A 19613-nucleotide genomic window follows, 5' to 3' on the forward strand; every position below is an offset into this window, starting at 1 on the left:
GTCAGGCCCCCTGCCCGCCCATCAGTGGTAAGCGGCTTGGGCGAATGACCTCCCAATAGGTTTGGTCGTCGCCGCGCCGGCGTTCAAGGATGGCGCCCTCGCTGCCGCTCTCGGGGCACAGTTCCGTCATCGGCTCCACGCCGCAAACCGCATCGATCGCCAGACCGACCCGTTCGCCATCGCGTTGCACGACGACAACCGCAGATCCCGGCTGCCGCGGGCTTTGCGCGTGACCAAACAGCGGCGCCAGCGCGAAGACCGGGATCAAGCCACCGTCGCGCAGCGCCATCGTCCCCAGGTAGGTGTCGCCACCGTCATCGCCGGAGAGCGCCGGTCGCTCGACAATCTCGCGGACGTCTTCCAGCACGAAGGCGCCCTTGAGACCGGCCTCGACCAAAAGCGCAACCGTGCGCCGGCCCTTCTTGTGACCGGTCGATTGCTCTGTCGGACCGTCATGCCCCACGCCGCGTGGGTCAATGCCGGCTTCGATCACGGGATGCGCAAGCTCCGACAGCGTCCCGAGGACCGGGTCCGCATGCAGTTTCTCCCCGTCCAGAAGGAAGGTTTCCCCCGCCTCGGGATCAACATTCAGGCCCCGGAACATGTCAGGCCGACCGCTGAGCAGGCTGGGCATGGGGGCGATCTCATCGGCCGAGAAGCTACGGATATCGCATACCCGATCGGCCCTAAGCGCAAGGGATCCCCGCTCGCCATAGCTCATCAGAATGGAGGAGGCCCGTCCCTTGACGCCACCGCTGTTGGTCGCGCCGAAGCCGAGGAGCACCGCAAGGTTCACCAAGGCGCGTTCAGTGCCCAGATGGGTGACGCCCCCCTCGCTCGGGCCGGACCGCAGCACGGAGGGGTCGATGTCGATCTCCGGCAAGGTCGCGGCGATCACCCCCAAGGGCAGCCCGAAGCGCCGGGTGCCGAGTTGGAAGATCAGGAACTGATCCGCACTGTCGCGCCGCTGCCGCCGCACCCTGCCGCCACGGGCCATGGGAATTCCGAGGCCCGGCAAGACCGTCGCATCGAGGACGCCGATGCTGCGCTGATCGATCAACAGGATGGTCGGCAACAGCCGGTCGGTCAGGGCCTCACCCCGGCGCACCATGCCTTGCGGTTGGCACTGCGCGCGCGGGACAATCTGGCGGGCGTCATCGGCAAGGATGCCATAGGCCTCCTCTCCCGCGCCGACGATGACCACCACGCCCGGTGCGCTGCGATCCTCAGACCGATGGAGGGCCGGGAAACCCAGCAAGGGTGCCAAGTCCACCACCGGGATCACCCGCCCGCGCAGGGTAGCGGATCCGATGACACCGGGGGCGGTGGTCGGCAGCGGGTCGAAGACCGTGGGCGCCAGCATCACTTCCCGCAGATCGCCCACATCGATGCCGATCGTCAGGGCACCCAGTTCCACCAAGGCGATGGGCGTCGAGCGCTCGGCGAGGTCCTCGTCCGGCGCAACCGCGTCGCGCCGGGATGGCAGGGTCGCACCATCCATGTCAGCCGGCCTTCGCCACCTGGGCCAGCGAGCCGATCAAACCGACGACGGCGCGGGAGACCTCTTTCTGCTGTTCGACTGACCGCGAGATCAGGTCGACCGCCCCGCCGGTCTCGTTCACCCCTTCGACGATCCGCTCGAACGCGGCGCGGGCCGAATTGGAGCGGTCCTTGCCCAGCGCGACCTGCGTGCTGCTCTCATTGACCTGACGCGTGATCTCCTGCGCGGCCTTGGAGCTGCGTTCGGCCAGTTTGCGCACCTCATCGGCCACGACAGAGAAGCCCACACCATACTCGCCGGCCCGTGCGGCCTCGATGGCGGCATTGAAGGCCAGAAGGTTGGTTTGGTTCGCAATTTCAGAGATCACGCGCGCCATTTCGGTCACGTCTTTCGATCCGCGGGCGATCTCGTCAATGGTTTCGATGGCGCGGTTCAGTTCCGCGAAACCGCCGGACGCCGCACCCTCGGTATCCTTGGCGACGGCGATGGTCGAACGGGTCGAGGCGTCGATCTGACCGATTGAGGCTTCCAGCTGCCCGACCATGCCACGCATCTCCTCGGCGCGGTCATGGATCATCGTCTCCATCTCAACCTGAGCGGTGACGTCATGGGCGTATTTGATCACCCCGACGGGCTTCCCATGGCTGTCCAGCAAGGGCGCGTAAGTCGCGTGGATCCAGAAATCCCGGTCGAACTTGGCGACGCGGTGGAAGCGGCCCGAGGTGACCTCGCCCTTGCGCAGCGCGATCCAGAAATCGCGGTATTGCTGGGATTTGACGTGATCCGGCGTGCAGAACATCGCGTGGTGCTGGCCCAGAACCTCACGCGAGGAATAGCCGGTGACCCGCAGGAAGTTCTCATTGGCGGCGAGGACATTGCCCTCAAGGTCGAACTCGATCACCGCTTGCGCACGGTCGATCGCTTTGAACTTGCTCTCGAATTCCGCATTGCGGCGGATTTGCGCGGTAATGTCGGTGGCGAACTTGATCACCTTCACCGGCTTGCCATCGACATCGAAGATCGGGTTGTAGCTGGCGCGAATGCTGATTTCCTCGCCGCGCGCGGTGATACGCTCGAACACGCCTTGCACAAACTCGCCGCGGCCCAGCGTTTCCCAGAAGGTGCGATAGCTTTCGGAACTGGCAACCTCGGGTGGGCAGAAGATGCGGTGATGTTTGCCGACAACCTCGCGCTCCTTGTAGCCGAGCAGGTCGAGGAAGTTGTCATTCGCCCCAAGGATCGTGCCGTCGAGGTCGAACTCGATCACCGCCTGCGCGCGGCTGATGGCCTTGACCGTGCCTTCGAAGATGGCGTTGCGGTTGCGTTCCTCGGTGACATCCTGGCCCAACTCCAACACGCGGACGACGCGGCCTTCGATGTCGCGGATCGGCGTGAAGGTCGCGTTGACGTAGAAATCCGTGCCGCGACGACCGAAGCGACGGCCGGTCTCGGTGATGCGCTCACCGGCGGTGCGGGCGTGCCAGAAGCGCTGATACTCGCGCGTTTCCTCGCCGTTGCGGACCCAGAGGGTGGCGGCGGGCTTGTTCAGCAGCGCCGACAGCTCGTAGCCCGAGCGATCGAGATAGGCTTGGTTCATCGACAGAAGCAGACCGTCCGGCGTGTATTCGGCCACCAGCTGCGAGCTGTTCACGGCCTCCATCCGTTCGGCGATTTCCTTGTTGGCGGTGCGCTCGGCCGTGACGTCCAGCGCGGCCTTCACCACCTTCATAACCGTGCCGTCGGGCCCCACCACCGGGTTGTAGCTGGCGCGCAGCCAGACCCGGCGGCCATCGGCGGCCTTGCGGGGGAATTCCCCGGATTCGGGCTCGCCCTTGCGCAGGCGGCGCCAGAATTCCTTGTATTCGGGCGAGGCCGCGTAATCCTTGTCACAGAAGGTGCTGTGATGCAGGCCGATGACGTTCTCATTCTCGCGCCGGAAGCCCATCACCTTGAGGAAGGCGTCGTTGGCGGACAGTACATGGCCATCGAGGTCGAATTCGATCAGCGCCATCGAGCGGCCGACCGCGGCCATCGTCGCCGTGCTCTCGGCCTGCGCCAGCTTCGCCTCGGTCACGTCCATGGCGAATTTGGCGACGCGCTGCACCTTGCCGTCCGGCCCGAACACCGGGTTGTAGTTCGCGCGGATCCAGACGGTCTTGCCGGATTTGTCCTTGCGCTCGAACTCGCCGTCCAGTGCCTCGCCACGGGCGAGTTTCTCCCACATCGTGCGGTATTCCGCGCTCTTCACGAGGGATTCAGGGCAGAACAGGCTGTGATGCTTGCCGCGCAGTTCCTCGGCCTTGTAGCCCATCAGCCCGAGGAAATTGGCGTTGGCGCGCAGGACATTGCCCTCGAGGTCGAATTCGATCACCGCCTGCATCCGCTCGACCGCGTCGAGCTTGGATTTTGTCTCACTGTCGAAGGGCACGAGGCGGCCATCGACCAGAACCGAAATCTCGCCATTCTCATCGGCTTGCGAGGCGACCCCGAAGAAGGTGACGATCGCATTCTCATCGGCGAGATGGACGTGGAACTGGACCGGCTGGTCGCTATCGGCGGCCTGTCTGAGGCATTCCTTCACATAGTCCGATTCCCGGAACACCGAGGGGAAATGCAACCCGACCGGGTTCGCATTGTCCCCGCCGACCAATTGACCGGCGGCGCGGTTGGCCGAGAGCACCTTTTCGTCATTGAGGCTCACCCGCAGCAGCATGCTGGCTTTGATGAGCTGCTTGCGGGCAGTTTCGAGGTCTTTATCGGACAGATCTGCGGTCATGGGGGCACCGTGCAACAAGCTGAGTCTCAATATGAGTACCCGACTCACCTTAATGGGGCCTGAATCGCGCTGCAGTTGCACGGACGGGGGTCAGTCTCCTGTCGTTCCCAGATAGGCGCGGATCACATCGGGGTCGTTCAGAACCTGCGCCGGCGGGCCATCGGCCAATGAGCGGCCGTAGTCCAGAACATGGATACGGTCGGCCAGATCAGCGACCATCTGCATGTCATGCTCGATCCAGATCATCGCGATGCCCAGCGCGTCGCGGGTCTTCAGGATGAAATGCGCCAGATCCTCGCGTTCATCGCGCGTCAGGCCGGCCGAGGGTTCATCCAGCAGCAAAAGCGACGGGCCCAAGGCCAGCGCGCGGGCGAACCCCACCAGCTTTTGCGTCCCGTAAGGCAGGGCCGTAACGGGCATGTCGGCGACGGGTGTCAGGTCCACGAGATCGAGGATCCGGGCGATCTCGGCCCGGTGTTCGCGCTCTTGCCGCCGGGCCGAGGGCAGGCCCAGCAGCTCCGTCAGCGGGTTCGAGCGGATCATCCGGTGGCGCGCGGCCATCAGGTTGTCGGCGACGCTGAGGCGGGCGAAGACCTCGCCATGCTGGAAGGTCCGGGCTATGCCCAAGGCTGCCACGTCATGCGGTCTCAGCCCCGCGATGTCCTGCGCCTTAAAGCGGATCTGCCCCGAGGGTCGGTAGAGGCCGGAGATGCAGTTGAACACCGTGGTCTTGCCCGCGCCATTGGGCCCGATCAGGGCAAGGATCTCGCCCTTGCTGACGGAGAGCGAGACCTCGTTCAGCACCTGCAGCCCGCCGAAGGAGAGCGAGATCGCGTCGACTTCCAGATCCCTCATGCCCGGCCCTCCTGCTCTGCCAGCCGCCTTGCCTCGGCCACCGCGCGGTAGCTGCGCCGCCCCTCGGTCCCGGTGCCGAGATAGGCGTTCTGCACCGCGCTGTCCGATTGCAGCGCCTCAGATGTGCCGGTCAGCGCCACCTCGCCATGTTCCAGCACCACGGCGCTGTCTGCGAGGCGGAAAGCCACGGCGGCGCTTTGTTCGACCAGCAGGATCGTCAGCGACAGGTCCTGGCGGATGACGCGCAGATGCTCGACGATCTCTTCGACGATCACCGGGGCGAGGCCGAGGGACAACTCGTCGATCAAAAGGAGCCGCGGCGCGCAGACGATGGCGGACCCCAGCGCCAGCATCTGCCGCTCGCCACCCGACAGCAGCCCCGCCTCGCGCTTCCTGAGCTGAGCCAAACGGGGAAAGCGGGTGTAGACGAGGTCGGTCAGTTCCGACCGCCGCGTGCCCGAGGCGCGCGAGGTGACGACCTCAAGGTTTTCGTGGACCGAGAGGTTGGGGAACACCTTGTCCCGCTCGGGCACCAGCACCACGCCCTGCCGCGTCACCTCATAGGGCGGGCGGCGGGTCAGGTCCTGCCCGTCGAAACCGATGCGGCCCTTGGTGACGCGGGCATTGTCCAACCCGATGAAGCCCGAGAGCGCGCGCAGGGTCGTGGTCTTGCCCGCCCCGTTCGCGCCGAGGATGGCCATGATCTGGCCCTCCTCCATGGTGAAGCTCACGCCGGTCAGCGCGGTGATCGCGCGCTGGTAGCTGACATGCAGGTCCTTGACCTCGAGGAATGCCATCAGCCCCTCCCCTTTAGACGGCGCGCGATGCCCATGAGGCCGCCCGGCTCGAAGACCAGAAAGGCGATCATGATGAGCCCGAAGGCCGCGTAATTCATGGCAAAGACCGAGCCCGAGATCGCGCCGCCGGTCGGCAGATAGCGCGTCGCGCCCTCGATCAGATGCGGCAGCAGGGTGACGAAGGCTGCGCCCAGCACCGCGCCGGTCAGGCTGCCCATGCCGCCGATGATGATCATCGCGACATATTGGATGGTGACAAAGAGCGAGAAGGCCTCGATCGAGACGAAACCGCGGTAATAGGCGAAGAGCGCGCCGGCCATGGCGGTGATCGCCGAGGTGATGACGAAGGCCCAGAGCTTGGTGCGGGCGACGTTGATCCCCAGTGCGGCGGCGACCGGCTCGGTGTCATGGATCGCGGCCCAGGCGCGGCCGGTGCGGGACTTCAACAGGTTGCGCGACAGCGCATAGGTCAGGATCGCGCCGACCAGAAGGACAGGATACCAGGCGAAGGGGTCCCAGAGCTCGATCCCGAAGACCATCGGCGGGTCGATCAGAATGCCGGTCGAGAAGCCTCGCCGTGTCTCGTATTCGCCGCCCAGATAGACCACGAGGAAATGCAGCGCGAGGGTGCTGACGGCGAGGTAGATCCCGCGCAGGCGCAGCGACGGCAGGCCGAAGATCACCCCCAGCAACGCGCCGGTGAGCCCGGCGGCGGGGATGCCCACCCAGAAGGGCGCGCCCAACTCCCGCGACAGGATGCCGGCGGTGAAGGCGCCCGCGGCCAGTAGCCCGGCATGCCCGAGCGAGATCTGCCCGGCAAAGCCTGTGAGCAGCATCAGGGCCAAAGCGCCGATCGAGGCCAGCAGGATCTGGTTGGCGATGTCCATCCACGCGCCCGAGACGGTGAAGGGCAGCGCCAGCAGCGCGGCAGCGGCGAGGATCAGGGCAAGGAGTTTCGTCTTAGACACGGTCCAGCGCCTCGCGCGTGCCAAAGAGGCCCCAGGGACGGAAAACCAGCATGGCGATCAGGATCAGGAAGGGCACGACATCCGCGAGAAGCGGGTTGACGTATTGGATCAGCAGAACCTCGGCAGCGGCGACGATCAGCGAACCGACCAAGGCCCCGAGCAGGCTGTCGAGCCCGCCGACCAGCGCGCCGGGGAAGGCCTTCAGCCCGATCATGATCAGCGTCTGATCAAGGCCCGCATCGAGCGAGATCAGCATCCCGGCGATGGAGCCCGTGAAGATCGCGATCCCCCAGACCATGGCGTAGATGCCGTGCAGGTTGATGCCCCTTTGCGCGGCGAGCAAGGGGTTCTGCCCCGCCGCCCGCATCCTTAGCCCCCAGCGCGACAGGCGCAGGAAGGCGAAGAGGCTGCCATAGACCAGCGCCGTGACCACGACGAGGACCAGCGACAGGCTGGAGATGCGCGCGCCCGGCAGAACCTCGACGGAGCTGGCATGCAGGCCCAGCGGCACCGAGGGGTATTGATGCGCGGCCGAGAAGAAGATCACCACGACGCCGCGCAGCAGGATCCCCAGCGCGATGGTCGTCAGGATCGCGGCCAGCACGCTCTCGCCGGTCATCCGCCGCATGAGCAAGAGGTAGACCAAGGCCCCCATGGCGAGGCTGAGCAGCCCCGCCACGGGGATGGCAATCCACGGGTTCGGGATCATCCCGGCCGTGGTCAGCAGCAGATAGGCGCCCACCATCATCAGCTCGCCATGGGCGAGGTTCAGAACGCGGCTCACGCGGTAGATCAGCACATAGCCGCAGGAGATCAGCGCATAGATCGCGCCGAGGACGATGATATTCGCCAGAAGCTGCATCGGGTCAGGCCCTCATTCGACCGTATAGGGCGTCCAGTCCTGCACCACCTCGATGGCGGACTGGTCGGCATCCCAGCGATAGACACGGTAATATTGCGTCGCGCGGAAATGGTTCTCGGCGCTCCACTGGATCGGCCCGCCGCGCAGGCCCTGAGTGTCAACATCGAGCTGCGACATCGCCGCGTTGACGCTCTCGGCCGTGGCGGGCCAGCCGGCACCGCGCAGGGCGGCCTCGACCACGAGGCCCGCGACCCAACCCTCGGCCATCTGGTCGGGGCTGTAGGTGGCCCCGGCGGCCTCGGCAGCGGCGCGGATCTCCTGATGGACGGGCAGATCCTCGGCAAAGAGCGAGTTCGCGCCGATGGCGTGGAAGCCCGGGTCCTGCAGGCGTGCCAATTCGCCCTCGGCTTCCAGATGCGCCCAGGCGATGTACTCACCCTCCCAGCCCAGTCGGCGAAGGGCCTCGAAAGTGCGCACCTCGGTCACCCAGGGGGCCCAGGAATAGACCCAATCCGCGCCGGCTTGGCTGATCGACGTGGCGAAGGGCGTGTAATCGGCCGTGGGCGGCGGGACGATGGTGGGCGCCTGCGGGCGCATGCCGCGCTCGGAGGCCAAGCCTTCCGCCGCCTCGATCTCGCCGCGCGAGAGCGGGATCGCCATGGCCGACAGACCCAGCGAGATGTCGCTGCCGGCTTGCGCCTCGATGAAATCGAGGGTCGCGCGGCTGTCATAGACCGCACCGAAGGCGGTGGTGCAGTAGAAGAGCGGCTGCGCGGGCGGGAAGACCTCTGCCGGGCAGGCCGAGGCGGCAAAGAGCAGCGGCACACCGGCGCGGCTGGCATCGGCCATCATCGGCGCGAAGGTCGACGACAGGCTCGCGTTGATCATCAGAAGGACATCCTCCTGCCCGAGCAGCCGCCGCGAATTGGTGGCCCCGCGCGAGGCCTCGCCGCTGTCGTCGAGCACGATCAGCTCGACCGGGTGGCCGTCGATCCCGCCCGCTTCATTGAGACGGTCGATATAGAGCTGAAAGCCCTCGATGGCGGGGGCGTAGCTGCCGGCGGTCGGCCCGGTCAGGGCGCCGCTGAGGCCGATGCGGTAGGCGTCTTGTGCGGATGCAGCCGTGCCAAACAGGCCGGCCGCCGCCGCAAGGGCGATGGTCCGATTCATGGTGTCCTCCCAAAACGTTATCCAAGCGCCATCACTGTCCGGACAGGTGACCGGCCAAGCTGTGATCTGCGCGAAACTTTCCTCCCGGCCGCGGGGCCCTGCCCCTTCGACCTGCCCGGGACCTCCACCCCGAACGCGTCAACGTTGTCATATCAATATTTGTGCTGTCAACGCTTTTGGTGGCAGAATGGCGGCATCCTGAGGGTTGCAATCATCTGTGGCCTTCGCTGCAGCGCGTCGTTAGAAGCGAAGGACGACCCGCCTGAACGGAGAAGACCCCATGCGCAAGGATGCCCCCGAGATCGACGGCACCAATATGCCCGCCCTCGACCGTGAAGGGCATGCGGTGCTGGACCTCGACGGCTATATCCCGTTCCTGATCTCGGCCATCGGCAACAAGTGGTCGCGCAGCTCGTCGGGGCTGTACCTGAAGGAATTCGGCGTGGGCGTCACCGAATGGCGCACCATCGCCATGCTGGCGATCGAGCCGCGCATCACCGCCTATCGCATCTGTCAGGTGATCGGTCTGGACAAGGCCGCTGCCAGCCGGGCGCTGAAGGGACTGGAAGAGCGCGGGCTGGTGAAAAGCTGGCAAGAGGACCCGCAGAACCACCGCAAGCTGGTGGAGCTGACGCCCGAGGGCTGGGCCCTGCACGACCGCATCATCGTCGTCGCCCGCCGGCGCGAGGCGCTGATGCTGTCCGACCTCAGCCGCGTCGAGGTGACGGTGCTGGCCGAGCTTCTGCGCCGAATGCACAAGCGCATCCCCGACCTGCTGGCCATCGACAGTCAGGACTTCTGATCTTCAAGCGCCAGTAATCCGGGCTTCGGTCAGGCAAAGGGGCGTGACCCGCTGCCCATCCGGCCCCGTCGTGTCGCCGGGGTAGAGCCGCGCGCCGGCGGGAAGAACCGTCCAGTCGGCCGCCTGATCGGTGAAGATGTAATGCGTGCGGGCTGGGCTGCGGTCGATGCCGTTAGGATCATCCAAAGTCCCGGCATAGATCCCCACCAGCTGCGGAAAGCGTTGGAATTCCAACCAGAGTTTCGTGCCACAACGGGCACAGAACTGGATGTGGACGATGTTCCCGCTGCCCTCGGACAGATGGTCGTAGCGCGCGGGCGTGCCCTTGGTCACCCGGAAGCGATCGCGCTTGAACAGCGCGTCGACCAGATAGGCCCCGCCCGTCGCACGCTGGCAGAAGCGACAATGGCACACCGTCACCGTGGCAGGCTCGCCCGCCACGGCATAGGTGAGGTCGCCGCACAGGCAGCGACCTTCGCGATCCGCGCTCATGCCTCGCCCTTGAAACGGGCGCGCAACTCGTCGGGGATCGGCGCGGATTTGATGCCGCGCTCGGGGTCCTTCACGGTCCAGACGCGGGTCTCGAACCCCTCGACGCAGAGCTTGCCGTTGAGCGTCAGGCTGTGGCGGATGTCGAAGCTGCGGTCCTTCACCTCGACGATTTGGGTGGTGATCTCGACATCGTCGCCATAGCGGCAGGGCGCCTTGAACACCGCGCGGGTGTCGACCAGCGGGCAGCCGGCGGCGTTGAAATGCTTCAGCATCTCGGGCTTGGGCCAGCCCGCGGCCTCGTACAGCATCGTCGTGCCGTGGTCGAACCAGCGGAAGAACTGCGGGTTGAAGACGATGCCGGCCGGGTCGCAATCGCCCCATTCGACGCGGCGGCTCAGAGTGTTCGACAGCATCAGCCCTTGTTCCTTTCGTCATAGACCCGCTTGGCCTTCATCTCGGATTTCGGCAGCGAGTTCGGCGCCACGACCTCGACCGCGCAACGGATCTCGCAGCGCGAGCGGATCTCGCGCGTTACCGCCTCACCGGCCGCAGCATCCGCATGTTCGATCAGAACCGTCATCACGTCGAGCCCGTCATCGAGCGTCTTCAGCCGGATCTGGAACTCATCGCCCGTGCCCTTCACGGCGCGCACGGCCTCTTCGATCTGCACCGGGAAGAACTTGATGCCGCGCAGGTTGATCAGGTCATCCGACCGCCCGGTCATGCAGCCCATCCCCTTGAGATGATTGCGTCCGCAGGCGCAAGGCGCGTCCGACAGGCGGGTGTAATCGCCGACGAGGAAACGCAGCTGAGGCGAGCTTTCCGAGTTGAGGTTGGTGCAGACGGTGAGGCCCCTTTCGCCCATCGGCACCGGGGTCAGGCTGTCGGGATCGACGGTTTCCCAGACCTGAATATCCTCCATCAGATGGACGAAATTCTCGTCGCCCGCTTGGTATTCGGGACAGGAATAGCCGCCGCAATGGGGCGAGGCCTCGGTGCAGCCGTAGAACTCGACCGCCTTCGCGCCCCAGAGGTCCTGCAGCTTCTCGATCGTGCCCTCGACGCCGGAAAACGGCTCGCCGCCCGTCACCATCCACTTGACCGACGAGGCAGCGGGATCGAGCCCCATCTCCTTCATCACCCCGCCGAGGTAGAAGGCGTAGGAGGGCGTACAGACCAGCGTCGTCGGCTTGAACCGCTCGATATGATGGGCGCGGGCCTTGGCATCCATGCCGCCGCCGGGGATGACCGGCAGGTTCATCTTGGCCAGCGTGTATTGCACGCCCCAGGCGAAGACATGGGGCCCGAAGCCCACCATCGGGAAGGCGATGTCGCCCTTGCGCAAGCCCCCCGAATACAGCGCGCGGGCATTGGCCTGCTCCCAGAAACGGCGGTCGAAATGGGTGTAGCGGAACACGCGCGGCACGCCGGTCGAGCCTGACGACGAGAAATGCATCCAGCCGCGGTCCGCCCATTCCGCGTCGCCACAGGTGGTATAGGTGCCGAAGGGCGGGTTGGCGATCGCGTCCTCCATCATCTCCTGCTTGGTGACGACGGGCCAGTTAGCGAGCAGGCTGTCGACCGAGTGCAGATCGGTCGGCGCGATGCCGAGGCGGTCGAAGCGACGGCGATAGAAACCGCTGTTTTCATAGAGGAAGGGCGCCACGGCGGCGATCTTCTCGTCTTGGACAGCGCGGATACGGTCGCGCGACCAGGTGTCCATGGGCGACCAATAGCGGTCATTCAACGGCTCGGAGCGGTCCTCGAGATAGGTCTCGAGCACCTCGTGCCACCAGCGCCGCGTCTCCTCGGCCCGGTTGATCGGATGGGTCATGCGGGCTCCTCCCTCCCGGATGTGAAGGGGCGCGACCCTCCCCGGCCGCGCCCCCGATGCCTTAGACGTCGCTGAGCGAGCCGCGCTTGATGCCGATGTCCGAGCGATAGCTCTGGGCGGCGCGGCTGATCGGGCTCGGGGCCACGGTGGCGCGGATCTTCACCTGTTTATGCGGCTCGATATTGCCCGCGCTGCGGCTGCCGCCGCCATCCTCGCCCCAGATCAGTACGACTTCGGTGCCGGGCTCGGCATGGTCCATGTCGACCGAGGCCAGCGACATCATCGCCCGCTCGTTCGCGGTATAGCCCGGATAGGTGGCCAGACCGATCATCTTGCCGTCCTTGTCGGTGACCTTGTCGTAATGCATCCGGCCGATCGCCGCGAGCGGCAGCGTGATCGGCAGCGGCTTGTCCTTGGCCTCGCCCTCTTCGAACTGCGACTGCATCACCGTCAGCACGTCGTCGGCGTTCCACACCAGCGTCACCTTGCGGCGATGCGGCTTGTCGGCCATCGCCTCCAGCGCCTCGCGGCCGATGTAATCATGGTCGAACTTGATGATATGGCCGTAGTTCACGTCATAGGGCGTGACGTAGTAATCCTCGATGTTCTGGCTATAGAGGCTGCCGCCCAGCGACATGCGCATCGCCGCGTTCTTGGCCGAGCACCAGTCGCGGTAGGGCTTCGTCCCCTGCCCCGTGTAGACGCCCGAGACCGGCACCGCCCACCAGCCGCTTTCGATCACGGTGGTGAAATAGGCGATCGAGCCGACCATGCGCAGGCCGTATTTCTCGCCCGCCTTCTGGAACAGGCGCTTGACGTCCTTGTAGTCCGCCCAAGGCCCGTAGATCTCCAGCCCCGGCATGCCGCCCATCGAGTGGCGCATGCCACGGGCGCGGAAGCGGCCGAGACCGATTTCGGCCGATTTGAAGAACTTGATCTCAGGCAGCGGGCCGCCGTTCAGCTCCTCCAGCAGCTCCATCGCCTTCGGGCCTTCGACCTGGAAGCGGTAGAATTCGCGCGCCTTCTTCGGGTTCAGCGTCCACATCGGGTCGAGCTCGGTGGTGACGTCATACTCCAGCGTCTGGGCGTTGAACTCGACCCATTCCGTCGTCGCCGGGTTGCCGACGACCATGTAATCGTCCTCGTCCATGCGGTAGAGGATCGCGTCGCCGATCAGATACCCCTCGGGCGAGCAGCACACGAGCTGCTTTGCCGCGCCGATGCCGAAGTTCTTGAAGGTGTTGACCGACAGGTATTGCGTGAAGGCCAGGGCATCCGGGCCGCGCACATGCAGCGACTGCATGTGATAGCTCTGGTCATGCACGGCGATAGTGTTGCGCCACGCCCATTGCTCGTCGCGCCAGGTGGTGAATTCGGGCCGCACGCCGTCGCCGGGCATCATCTGCGTGTAGATGGTCAGCGCGTTCTTGGGCGCATTGCGGAACAGGTGATCGGTGACATTGCTCACCGTCGCCATCAGGTCGCTGAGCGACCGCGGGCTTTCATTCAGACTCATGGTTTCCTCCTCCAGGTCGTCGGCAGAGCCACGACCGAAGGCCGAAGCGTTGAGACGACAACGGTTGGAGAGTGATCGACGAAGGGTTGGTCTGTCAACGCTTTTCTCGTCGTGACGTTCCGGCACGAAAAAGCCGGACCCTTTCGGGCCCGGCGGTACTCGTTACGCGCGTCAGGAGTGGATCGGTGCGATCAGAACGGGCTGTCGGGATAGTAGAAACGCTCGGCGTTCTCTTGGGTGATCAGCACCGAGCCGATGGTGAACTGGCCCGAAACCGGCGCGTTCGAGACCATGCCGACGGCGGTCATCTCGATCGCGGTGGCGATCATTGCCGGCGGATAGGTCACGTTGGCCGGAACCATCGCGTCGCCTTCCATGGTGCGCTGGATCATCTCTTTCATGCCGGCCCCGCCGAGGACAAACTGGATGTCCTCACGACCGGCGGCATCGATGGCCGCCATGGCGCCGACGGCCATGTCGTCATCCGAGGCCCAGACGGCGTCGATGTTGGGATAGCGCGACAGGAAGTCCTGCATCACGGTGAAGCTGTCGTCGCGGTTCCAGTTGCCGTGCTCGGCGGCGAGGATCTCGATGCCCGAGCCCTCGATCGCGCCCTCGAACCCGGCGAGGCGCTCGTTGTCGATGGTGGTCGGGATGCCGCGCAACACGACGATTTGGCCGCCGTCCGGCATGGCTTCGGTGAAATACTCACCGGCGACGCGGCCGAAGCCGGGGTTGTCACCCGCGACGTAGAGATCCTCGATCCCCTCGACCGAGAGGCCGCGGTCGACGACGGTGATCCAGGTGCCGGCTTGCGACAGCGCCTGCACCGGGCCGGTCAGGGGCTCGGATTCGAAGGGCAGCACCACCAGCGCGGCGATGTTGCGCGTGGCGACCATGTCCTCGATGTCGTTCACCTGCTCGGCCGCGTTCGATGCCGTGGCCAGCACGAAATCGAGCTGCGGATAGGTCTCTTCCAGACGCGCGACAGTCTGTTGCGCGTGGAAGTTCATGCCGCCGGCCCAGCCATGCGTCGCGGCGGGGATCGACACGCCGATCACGGTGGTGTCCTGCGCCAGAGCGGCGCCGGTGCTCAGCGCGAGGGCGCTGGCGGTGAGCAGAATTTTCCCTGCATAGGTCATCCGAATTCCTCCCAATTCATTCGGTTACTCAATAATCCGGCCGTTACTTGCCGGTCTTTCCTTCACGCTGCAGGATCACAGCGAGAATGATGATGACGCCCTGCACGGCCCCGTTCAGATAGGGCGAGACAAGGTCGGTCAGGTTCAGGATGTTCTCGATCAGGCTGAGGATCAGCACGCCGATCACCGTGCCCCAGACGCGCCCGAAGCCGCCCTTCAGCACCGTGCCGCCGATGATCACCGCGGCGATCGCCTCCAGCTCCCACAGCAGGCCCGTCGTCGACGAGGCCGAGCCGAGGCGCGGCACATACATGATCGTCGCCACGCCGACCAAGAGGCCCAGCACGACATAGGTGATCAGGCGCACGCGGTTGGTATTGACGTTTGAGTAATGGGCGACCTCAAGGCTGGCGCCAGTGGCCGCGACATGGCGACCGAAGACGCCGCGCGACATGAAGATCTCGCCCAGGATCACTACCGCGATGAAGACGATGATCGGCCAGGACACGCCCATGATCCCGCCGTAGTAGACCGGGCGGTAGAAGGTGCGCAGCTCAAACGCCAGGGACAGGGTGCCGCCGTCGGCGAGCCAGGTGACAAGGCTGCGGTAGATGCCCATCGCACCCAGCGTGACGATGAAGGCCTCGATCCCCGCTCGGGTGATGAGCAGCCCGTTAATCAACCCCGCGACCAGACCGGCCACCAGCGCCGTAGCGATGCCCAGCAGGATCACCGGCAGACCCACGCCAAGGGACGGAAGCGCCGCGTTCATCACCAGGATCATCAGCCCCGCGATGAACGCCGCCATCGAGCCGACCGAGAGGTCCAAGCCCCCTGCGGTGATGACGAAGGTCATGCCCACGGCGATGATGCCGATGAAGGCCGAGCGCGACAACACGTTGGAAATATTGGCATAGCTGAGGAAGTTGGGGTTCAGCATGGCGCCGACGGCGATCAGGATGATCAGCGCCAGAACCGGGCCCAGCACGCTCATCGGCGGCAGGCGGCGGCTGGGGCGCGCGGGTGCGGTGGCGGCGGTGTCAGTCATGGTAAGCGTCTTCCCTGCGCGGCGAGGTCTCCGCCTCGGCCAGCCCCATCGCCAGTCGGACGATGGCACGTTCGTTGATGTCCTGGCCGGTGACCTGGCCGGTGATCCGCCCCTCGCGCATCACCATCACCCGGTCGCACAGGCCGATCAGTTCCTGCATCTCGGACGAGACGACGATCACCGACAGCCCCTGCCCGGCCAAATCGCGCAGGAAGCGGTAGATCTGCTGCTTGGTGCCGATATCGATGCCGCGTGTGGGCTCGTCGACGATCAGGATCCGGGGATCGGATTGCATGACCTTGGCCAGAAGCAGCTTCTGCTGGTTCCCGCCCGAGAGGTTGCCGGCCTTCACGCTGCGCGCACCGGCGCGAATGTCGAAATCGGCAATGGCGCGGTCCAGCACCGCCTCCTCGGCCGCGCGGTCGATCATCACGCCCGCCGTCCGGGGAATGGCCTGCAGCGTGACGTTCTCGCGCATCGACTTGCCCAGCAGAAGGCCGCGCGTCTTGCGATCCTCGGTCAGATAGCACAGCCCGCGGCTCAGCGCGTCCGAGGGGCGGCGGATCGTCACCGCTTGCCCGTCGATCTCCACATGGCCTTTCGCCGGGCGCAGGCCACACAGCCCCTCCATCGCCTCGGTCCGGCCCGAGCCGACCATGCCCGCGATGCCAAGGATCTCGCCCTTGTGCAGCTCCAGCCCGATGCCGCTGGCATGGCCCGGCACATCGAGGTCCCGCACCCGCAACACGACAGCGCCCGACGCCTGCACGGCGCGGTCCGGGTACAGATCCGACAGCTCGCGCCCGACCATGGCCTCGGCCATCTGGTGCTCGGTCATTTCGCTGGCGGGACCGGAATGCACCACACGCCCGTCGCGCATGATCGTCACCCGGTCGGCAATCGCCTTGACCTCGTCGAGCTTGTGCGAGGTGAACAGCACAGCCGCCCCCTGCGCCCTGAGTTCGCGCACCTGCTCGAACAGGATCTCGGTCTCGTTGGGGGTCAGAACCGCCGTCGGCTCGTCCATGATCAGAAGCTTCGCCTCACGCGAGAGCGCCTTGGCGATCTCCAGCATCTGCTTGTCGGAATTGGACAAATCCCGCACCAGCGCATCCGTCTCGGCCCGGCACCGGACCCGGTCCAGCTGCGTGCGGGTCTGGCGCGCCATCTCGGCCCGGCGCAGGAAGGGGCCGCGCCGCAGCTCACGCCCGAGGAACATGTTCTGCTCCACCGTCAGCGGCTCGGCGAGGTTGAATTCCTGATGGATCATGACGATCCCGCGTTCCTCGGCGGCGCGCATGGTGGGGAACGCGATCGCCTGCCCCTCCAGCCGGATCGCCCCCGAGGTCGCCGGCTGGTAGCCCGCGAGGATCTTCATCGTTGTCGACTTGCCCGCGCCATTCTCGCCGATCAGCGCATGGACCTCGCCCGCGCGCAGCTGCAGCGAGATGCCGTGCAGCACCTCGATCGGGCCGAAGCTTTTCGAGACATTGTCCAGCGCCAGAAACGGGGTCACGGCGTCACCCAAGCCGCATCACGCTTGGAGCTTTCGACGCAAGCGGCCACGAAGCGCATGCCTGCCATACCAGCGTCAATGCCCGGCAGCAGCGCCGCGCCCTCAGGCAGCGGCTGTCCGGCCTGATGGGCGCGGATCGCCTCAGCGGCGCCGGTGTAGATATTCGCGAAGCCCTCCAGATACCCCTCCGGATGCCCCGCCGGGATACGCGAGACAGCCTGCGATCCGGGGCCCGAGCCCGCACCATTGCGGGTGATCAGGCGCTTGGGTTCGCCATGCGGCGTGAACCACAGCCGGTTCGGGTCTTCCTGCGCCCATTCCAGCCCGCCCTTGTCGCCAAAGATGCGCAGCTTGAGGCCGTTCTCATTGCCCGGCGCGACCTGGCTGCACCACAGCATCCCCTTCGCCCCACCCTCGAAGCGCATCAGCACATGGGCGTTGTCATCGAGCGCCCGTCCGGGGACGAAAGCATCCAAGTCCGCCGCCAGTTTCGACACCGTCAAACCGGACACGAAACAGGCGAGGTTATGCGCATGGGTGCCGATGTCGCCCGTCGACCCGCCAGCGCCGGAACGCTCAGGATCGGTGCGCCATTCGGCCTGCTTGTTGTCGCCGGCCTGCTCGACCGGATCGGTCAGCCAGTCCTGCACATATTCCACCTGCACGAGCCGCAGCTTGCCCAGTGCCCCGTCCTCGACCAGCTGACGCGCCTGCCGGACCATCGGATAGCCGGTGTAATTATGCGTGAGGAAAAACAACGCGGTAGAGCGGCGAACGACCTGTTCCAACGCCTCGGCCTGCGCCATGGTCGCGGTCAGGGGCTTGTCGCAGATCACATGGATTCCGGCCTCAAGAAAGGCCATCGCGGGGCCGGCATGAACGTGGTTCGGGGTGACGATGGCGACCGCCTCGATCCCTTCGTCACGCGCGGCCTCGGCCTTCGCCATCTCGGCCCACGACGTATAGCTGCGCGCGGGGTCCAAGCCCAAAGCCGCGCCCGAGGCCGCCGCTTTCTCCGGTGACGATGACAACGCGCCCGCCACCAGTTGATATTGCCCGTCGAGCCGCGAGGCGAAGCGATGCACCTCGCCAATAAAGGCCCCCTGCCCGCCGCCGACCATGCCAAGACGAATGGGTTTCATGATCAGATCCCCAACATGCGACGGTTGGCCGCTTCATCCGTGCCGCCGCCCGCGAAATCGTCGAAGGCCTTCTCGGTCACGCGGATGATGTGGTCCTTGACGAAGGCCGCACCTTCACGCGCACCGTCCTCGGGATGCTTGAGGCAGCATTCCCATTCCACCACGGCCCAACCATCGAAACCGGCGGCGGTGAGGCGCGAGAAAACCTGCCCGAAATCCACCTGCCCGTCGCCCGGCGAGCGGAAGCGCCCGGCGCGGTTCACCCAGGATTGGAAGCCGCCATAGACGCCTTGCCGGCCGGTCGGATTGAACTCGGCATCCTTGACGTGGAACATCCGGATGCGGTCCTTGTAGATGTCGATATTGTCCAGATAATCAAGGCATTGCAGGACGTAATGCGACGGATCGTAGAGCATGTTCGCCCGCGCATGGTTGCCCGTGCGCTCGAGGAACATCTCATAGGTCACGCCGTCATGCAGATCCTCACCGGGATGGATCTCGTAGCAGACGTCGATCCCGCAATCCTCGGCATGGTTGAGGATCGGCAGCCAACGTTTCGCCAGCTCATCAAAGGCCGTCTCCACCAGCCCCGGCGCGCGCTGCGGCCAGGGGTAGACGAAGGGCCAGGCCAGCGCACCCGAGAAGGTCGCATGCGCCGTCAGACCCATCCGCTTCGAGGCCGTCAGCGCCTTCTTCACCTGATCGACGGCCCATTCTTGCCGCGCCTTCGGGTTGCCGCGCACGGCCTCGGCGGCAAAGCCGTCGAAAGCCTCGTCATAGGCCGGATGCACGGCAACCAGCTGGCCCTGAAGATGGGTCGAAAGCTCGGTCACCTCGACGCCATTGGCCCGCGCCTGTCCGAGGAAATCGTCACAATAGCCCTGGCTTTCCGCCGCGAGCGAGAGGTCGATCAGCCGTCCGTCCCAGCTCGGCACCTGCACGCCCTTGTAGCCGCAATCGGCGGCCCAGCGGGTGATGCTGTCCCAGGAATTGAACGGCTCTTCGTCCCCCGCGAATTGCGCAAGGAACAGGCCGGGGCCCTTGATCGTTTTCATATGTCCTCCCTCGGCCCCCTGCCACCGCGATGCGCAAAACGCGCGATCCGGCTCGACTCAGGGCCATGTAATCGATTACAACAGGCGAATGCGCATATTGCAAGCTTGACTTTTGCCCTCCGCCGAAATCTTCCGCA

Annotated in this window: 17 protein-coding genes; 1 reads left to right on the forward strand and 16 read right to left on the reverse strand. The window is 65.6% G+C overall.

Features of this window, described 5'->3' with window-relative positions; genetic code table 11:
• Position 1: 1 nt before the first annotated feature.
• The 7 genes from BCY78_RS08005 to BCY78_RS08035 form a co-directional block, all read right to left on the reverse strand.
• Positions 2-1501 carry a chemotaxis protein CheW gene (locus tag BCY78_RS08005; protein WP_068300169.1) on the reverse strand — a complete coding sequence of 500 codons (1500 nt, stop codon included), beginning with the start codon at positions 1499-1501 and terminating at the stop codon, positions 2-4.
• Between the two features lies 1 nt (position 1502).
• Complete coding sequence (locus BCY78_RS08010) at positions 1503-4277, reverse strand: PAS domain S-box protein (protein ID WP_083194895.1); 2775 nt, start codon at positions 4275-4277, stop codon at positions 1503-1505.
• A 90-nt stretch (positions 4278-4367) separates the two neighbouring features.
• A complete protein-coding gene (locus BCY78_RS08015; RefSeq protein WP_068300171.1) occupies positions 4368-5132 on the reverse strand; it encodes an ABC transporter ATP-binding protein in 765 nt (254 codons plus the stop codon).
• Positions 5129-5929, reverse strand: a complete 801-nt coding sequence (locus BCY78_RS08020) for an ABC transporter ATP-binding protein (RefSeq protein WP_068300173.1) — start codon at positions 5927-5929, stop codon at positions 5129-5131. Before BCY78_RS08020 ends, BCY78_RS08015 begins: the two co-directional genes overlap by 4 nt.
• Positions 5929-6897, reverse strand: coding sequence for a branched-chain amino acid ABC transporter permease (locus BCY78_RS08025; protein WP_068300175.1), 969 nt, complete (start codon positions 6895-6897; stop codon positions 5929-5931). Before BCY78_RS08025 ends, BCY78_RS08020 begins: the two co-directional genes overlap by 1 nt.
• Positions 6890-7759 carry a branched-chain amino acid ABC transporter permease gene (locus BCY78_RS08030; protein ID WP_068300177.1) on the reverse strand — a complete coding sequence of 290 codons (870 nt, stop codon included), beginning with the start codon at positions 7757-7759 and terminating at the stop codon, positions 6890-6892. Before BCY78_RS08030 ends, BCY78_RS08025 begins: the two co-directional genes overlap by 8 nt.
• Before the next feature lie 12 nt (positions 7760-7771).
• Positions 7772-8929 carry an ABC transporter substrate-binding protein gene (locus tag BCY78_RS08035; RefSeq protein WP_068300178.1) on the reverse strand — a complete coding sequence of 386 codons (1158 nt, stop codon included), beginning with the start codon at positions 8927-8929 and terminating at the stop codon, positions 7772-7774.
• A gap of 280 nt (positions 8930-9209) precedes the next feature.
• On the opposite strand from BCY78_RS08035, the gene BCY78_RS08040 reads away from it, so the two are divergent.
• On the forward strand, positions 9210-9731 hold the full coding sequence (locus tag BCY78_RS08040; RefSeq protein ID WP_199523129.1) for a MarR family winged helix-turn-helix transcriptional regulator: 522 nt from the start codon (positions 9210-9212) through the stop codon (positions 9729-9731).
• Between the two features lie 3 nt (positions 9732-9734).
• On the opposite strand, the gene BCY78_RS08045 is transcribed toward BCY78_RS08040, so the two are convergent.
• The 9 genes from BCY78_RS08045 to BCY78_RS08085 all read right to left on the reverse strand — a co-directional run bounded on the left by BCY78_RS08045 (position 9735) and on the right by BCY78_RS08085 (position 19476).
• Positions 9735-10223 (reverse strand): GFA family protein, encoded by a 489-nt coding sequence (locus BCY78_RS08045; protein ID WP_068300179.1) that lies wholly within the window; start codon positions 10221-10223, stop codon positions 9735-9737.
• A complete protein-coding gene (locus tag BCY78_RS08050; protein ID WP_068300181.1) occupies positions 10220-10636 on the reverse strand; it encodes a thioesterase family protein in 417 nt (138 codons plus the stop codon). Before BCY78_RS08050 ends, BCY78_RS08045 begins: the two co-directional genes overlap by 4 nt.
• Positions 10636-12057, reverse strand: a complete 1422-nt coding sequence (locus tag BCY78_RS08055; protein ID WP_083194896.1) for a phenylacetate--CoA ligase family protein — start codon at positions 12055-12057, stop codon at positions 10636-10638. Before BCY78_RS08055 ends, BCY78_RS08050 begins: the two co-directional genes overlap by 1 nt.
• Before the next feature lie 61 nt (positions 12058-12118).
• Positions 12119-13573, reverse strand: coding sequence for a glycine cleavage system protein T (locus tag BCY78_RS08060; RefSeq protein WP_068300183.1), 1455 nt, complete (start codon positions 13571-13573; stop codon positions 12119-12121).
• A 191-nt stretch (positions 13574-13764) separates the two neighbouring features.
• Positions 13765-14715, reverse strand: coding sequence for an ABC transporter substrate-binding protein (locus BCY78_RS08065; protein WP_068300184.1), 951 nt, complete (start codon positions 14713-14715; stop codon positions 13765-13767).
• A 43-nt stretch (positions 14716-14758) separates the two neighbouring features.
• Positions 14759-15763: an ABC transporter permease gene (locus tag BCY78_RS08070; protein WP_068300186.1), complete on the reverse strand. Its 1005-nt coding sequence runs from the start codon at positions 15761-15763 to the stop codon at positions 14759-14761.
• A complete protein-coding gene (locus tag BCY78_RS08075) occupies positions 15756-17279 on the reverse strand; it encodes a sugar ABC transporter ATP-binding protein (RefSeq protein WP_068300341.1) in 1524 nt (507 codons plus the stop codon). The genes BCY78_RS08070 and BCY78_RS08075 overlap by 8 nt, the downstream gene beginning before the upstream one ends.
• Entirely contained in the window at positions 17276-18421 is a 1146-nt protein-coding gene (locus BCY78_RS08080) for a Gfo/Idh/MocA family protein (RefSeq protein WP_199523130.1), read from the reverse strand. The genes BCY78_RS08075 and BCY78_RS08080 overlap by 4 nt, the downstream gene beginning before the upstream one ends.
• 2 nt (positions 18422-18423) lie before the next feature.
• A complete protein-coding gene (locus tag BCY78_RS08085) occupies positions 18424-19476 on the reverse strand; it encodes a sugar phosphate isomerase/epimerase (RefSeq protein ID WP_068300187.1) in 1053 nt (350 codons plus the stop codon).
• Positions 19477-19613: the final 137 nt, after the last annotated feature.

Source organism: Pararhodobacter sp. CCB-MM2 (genome assembly GCF_001691415.1).
Taxonomy (GTDB): Bacteria; Pseudomonadota; Alphaproteobacteria; order Rhodobacterales; family Rhodobacteraceae; genus Pararhodobacter.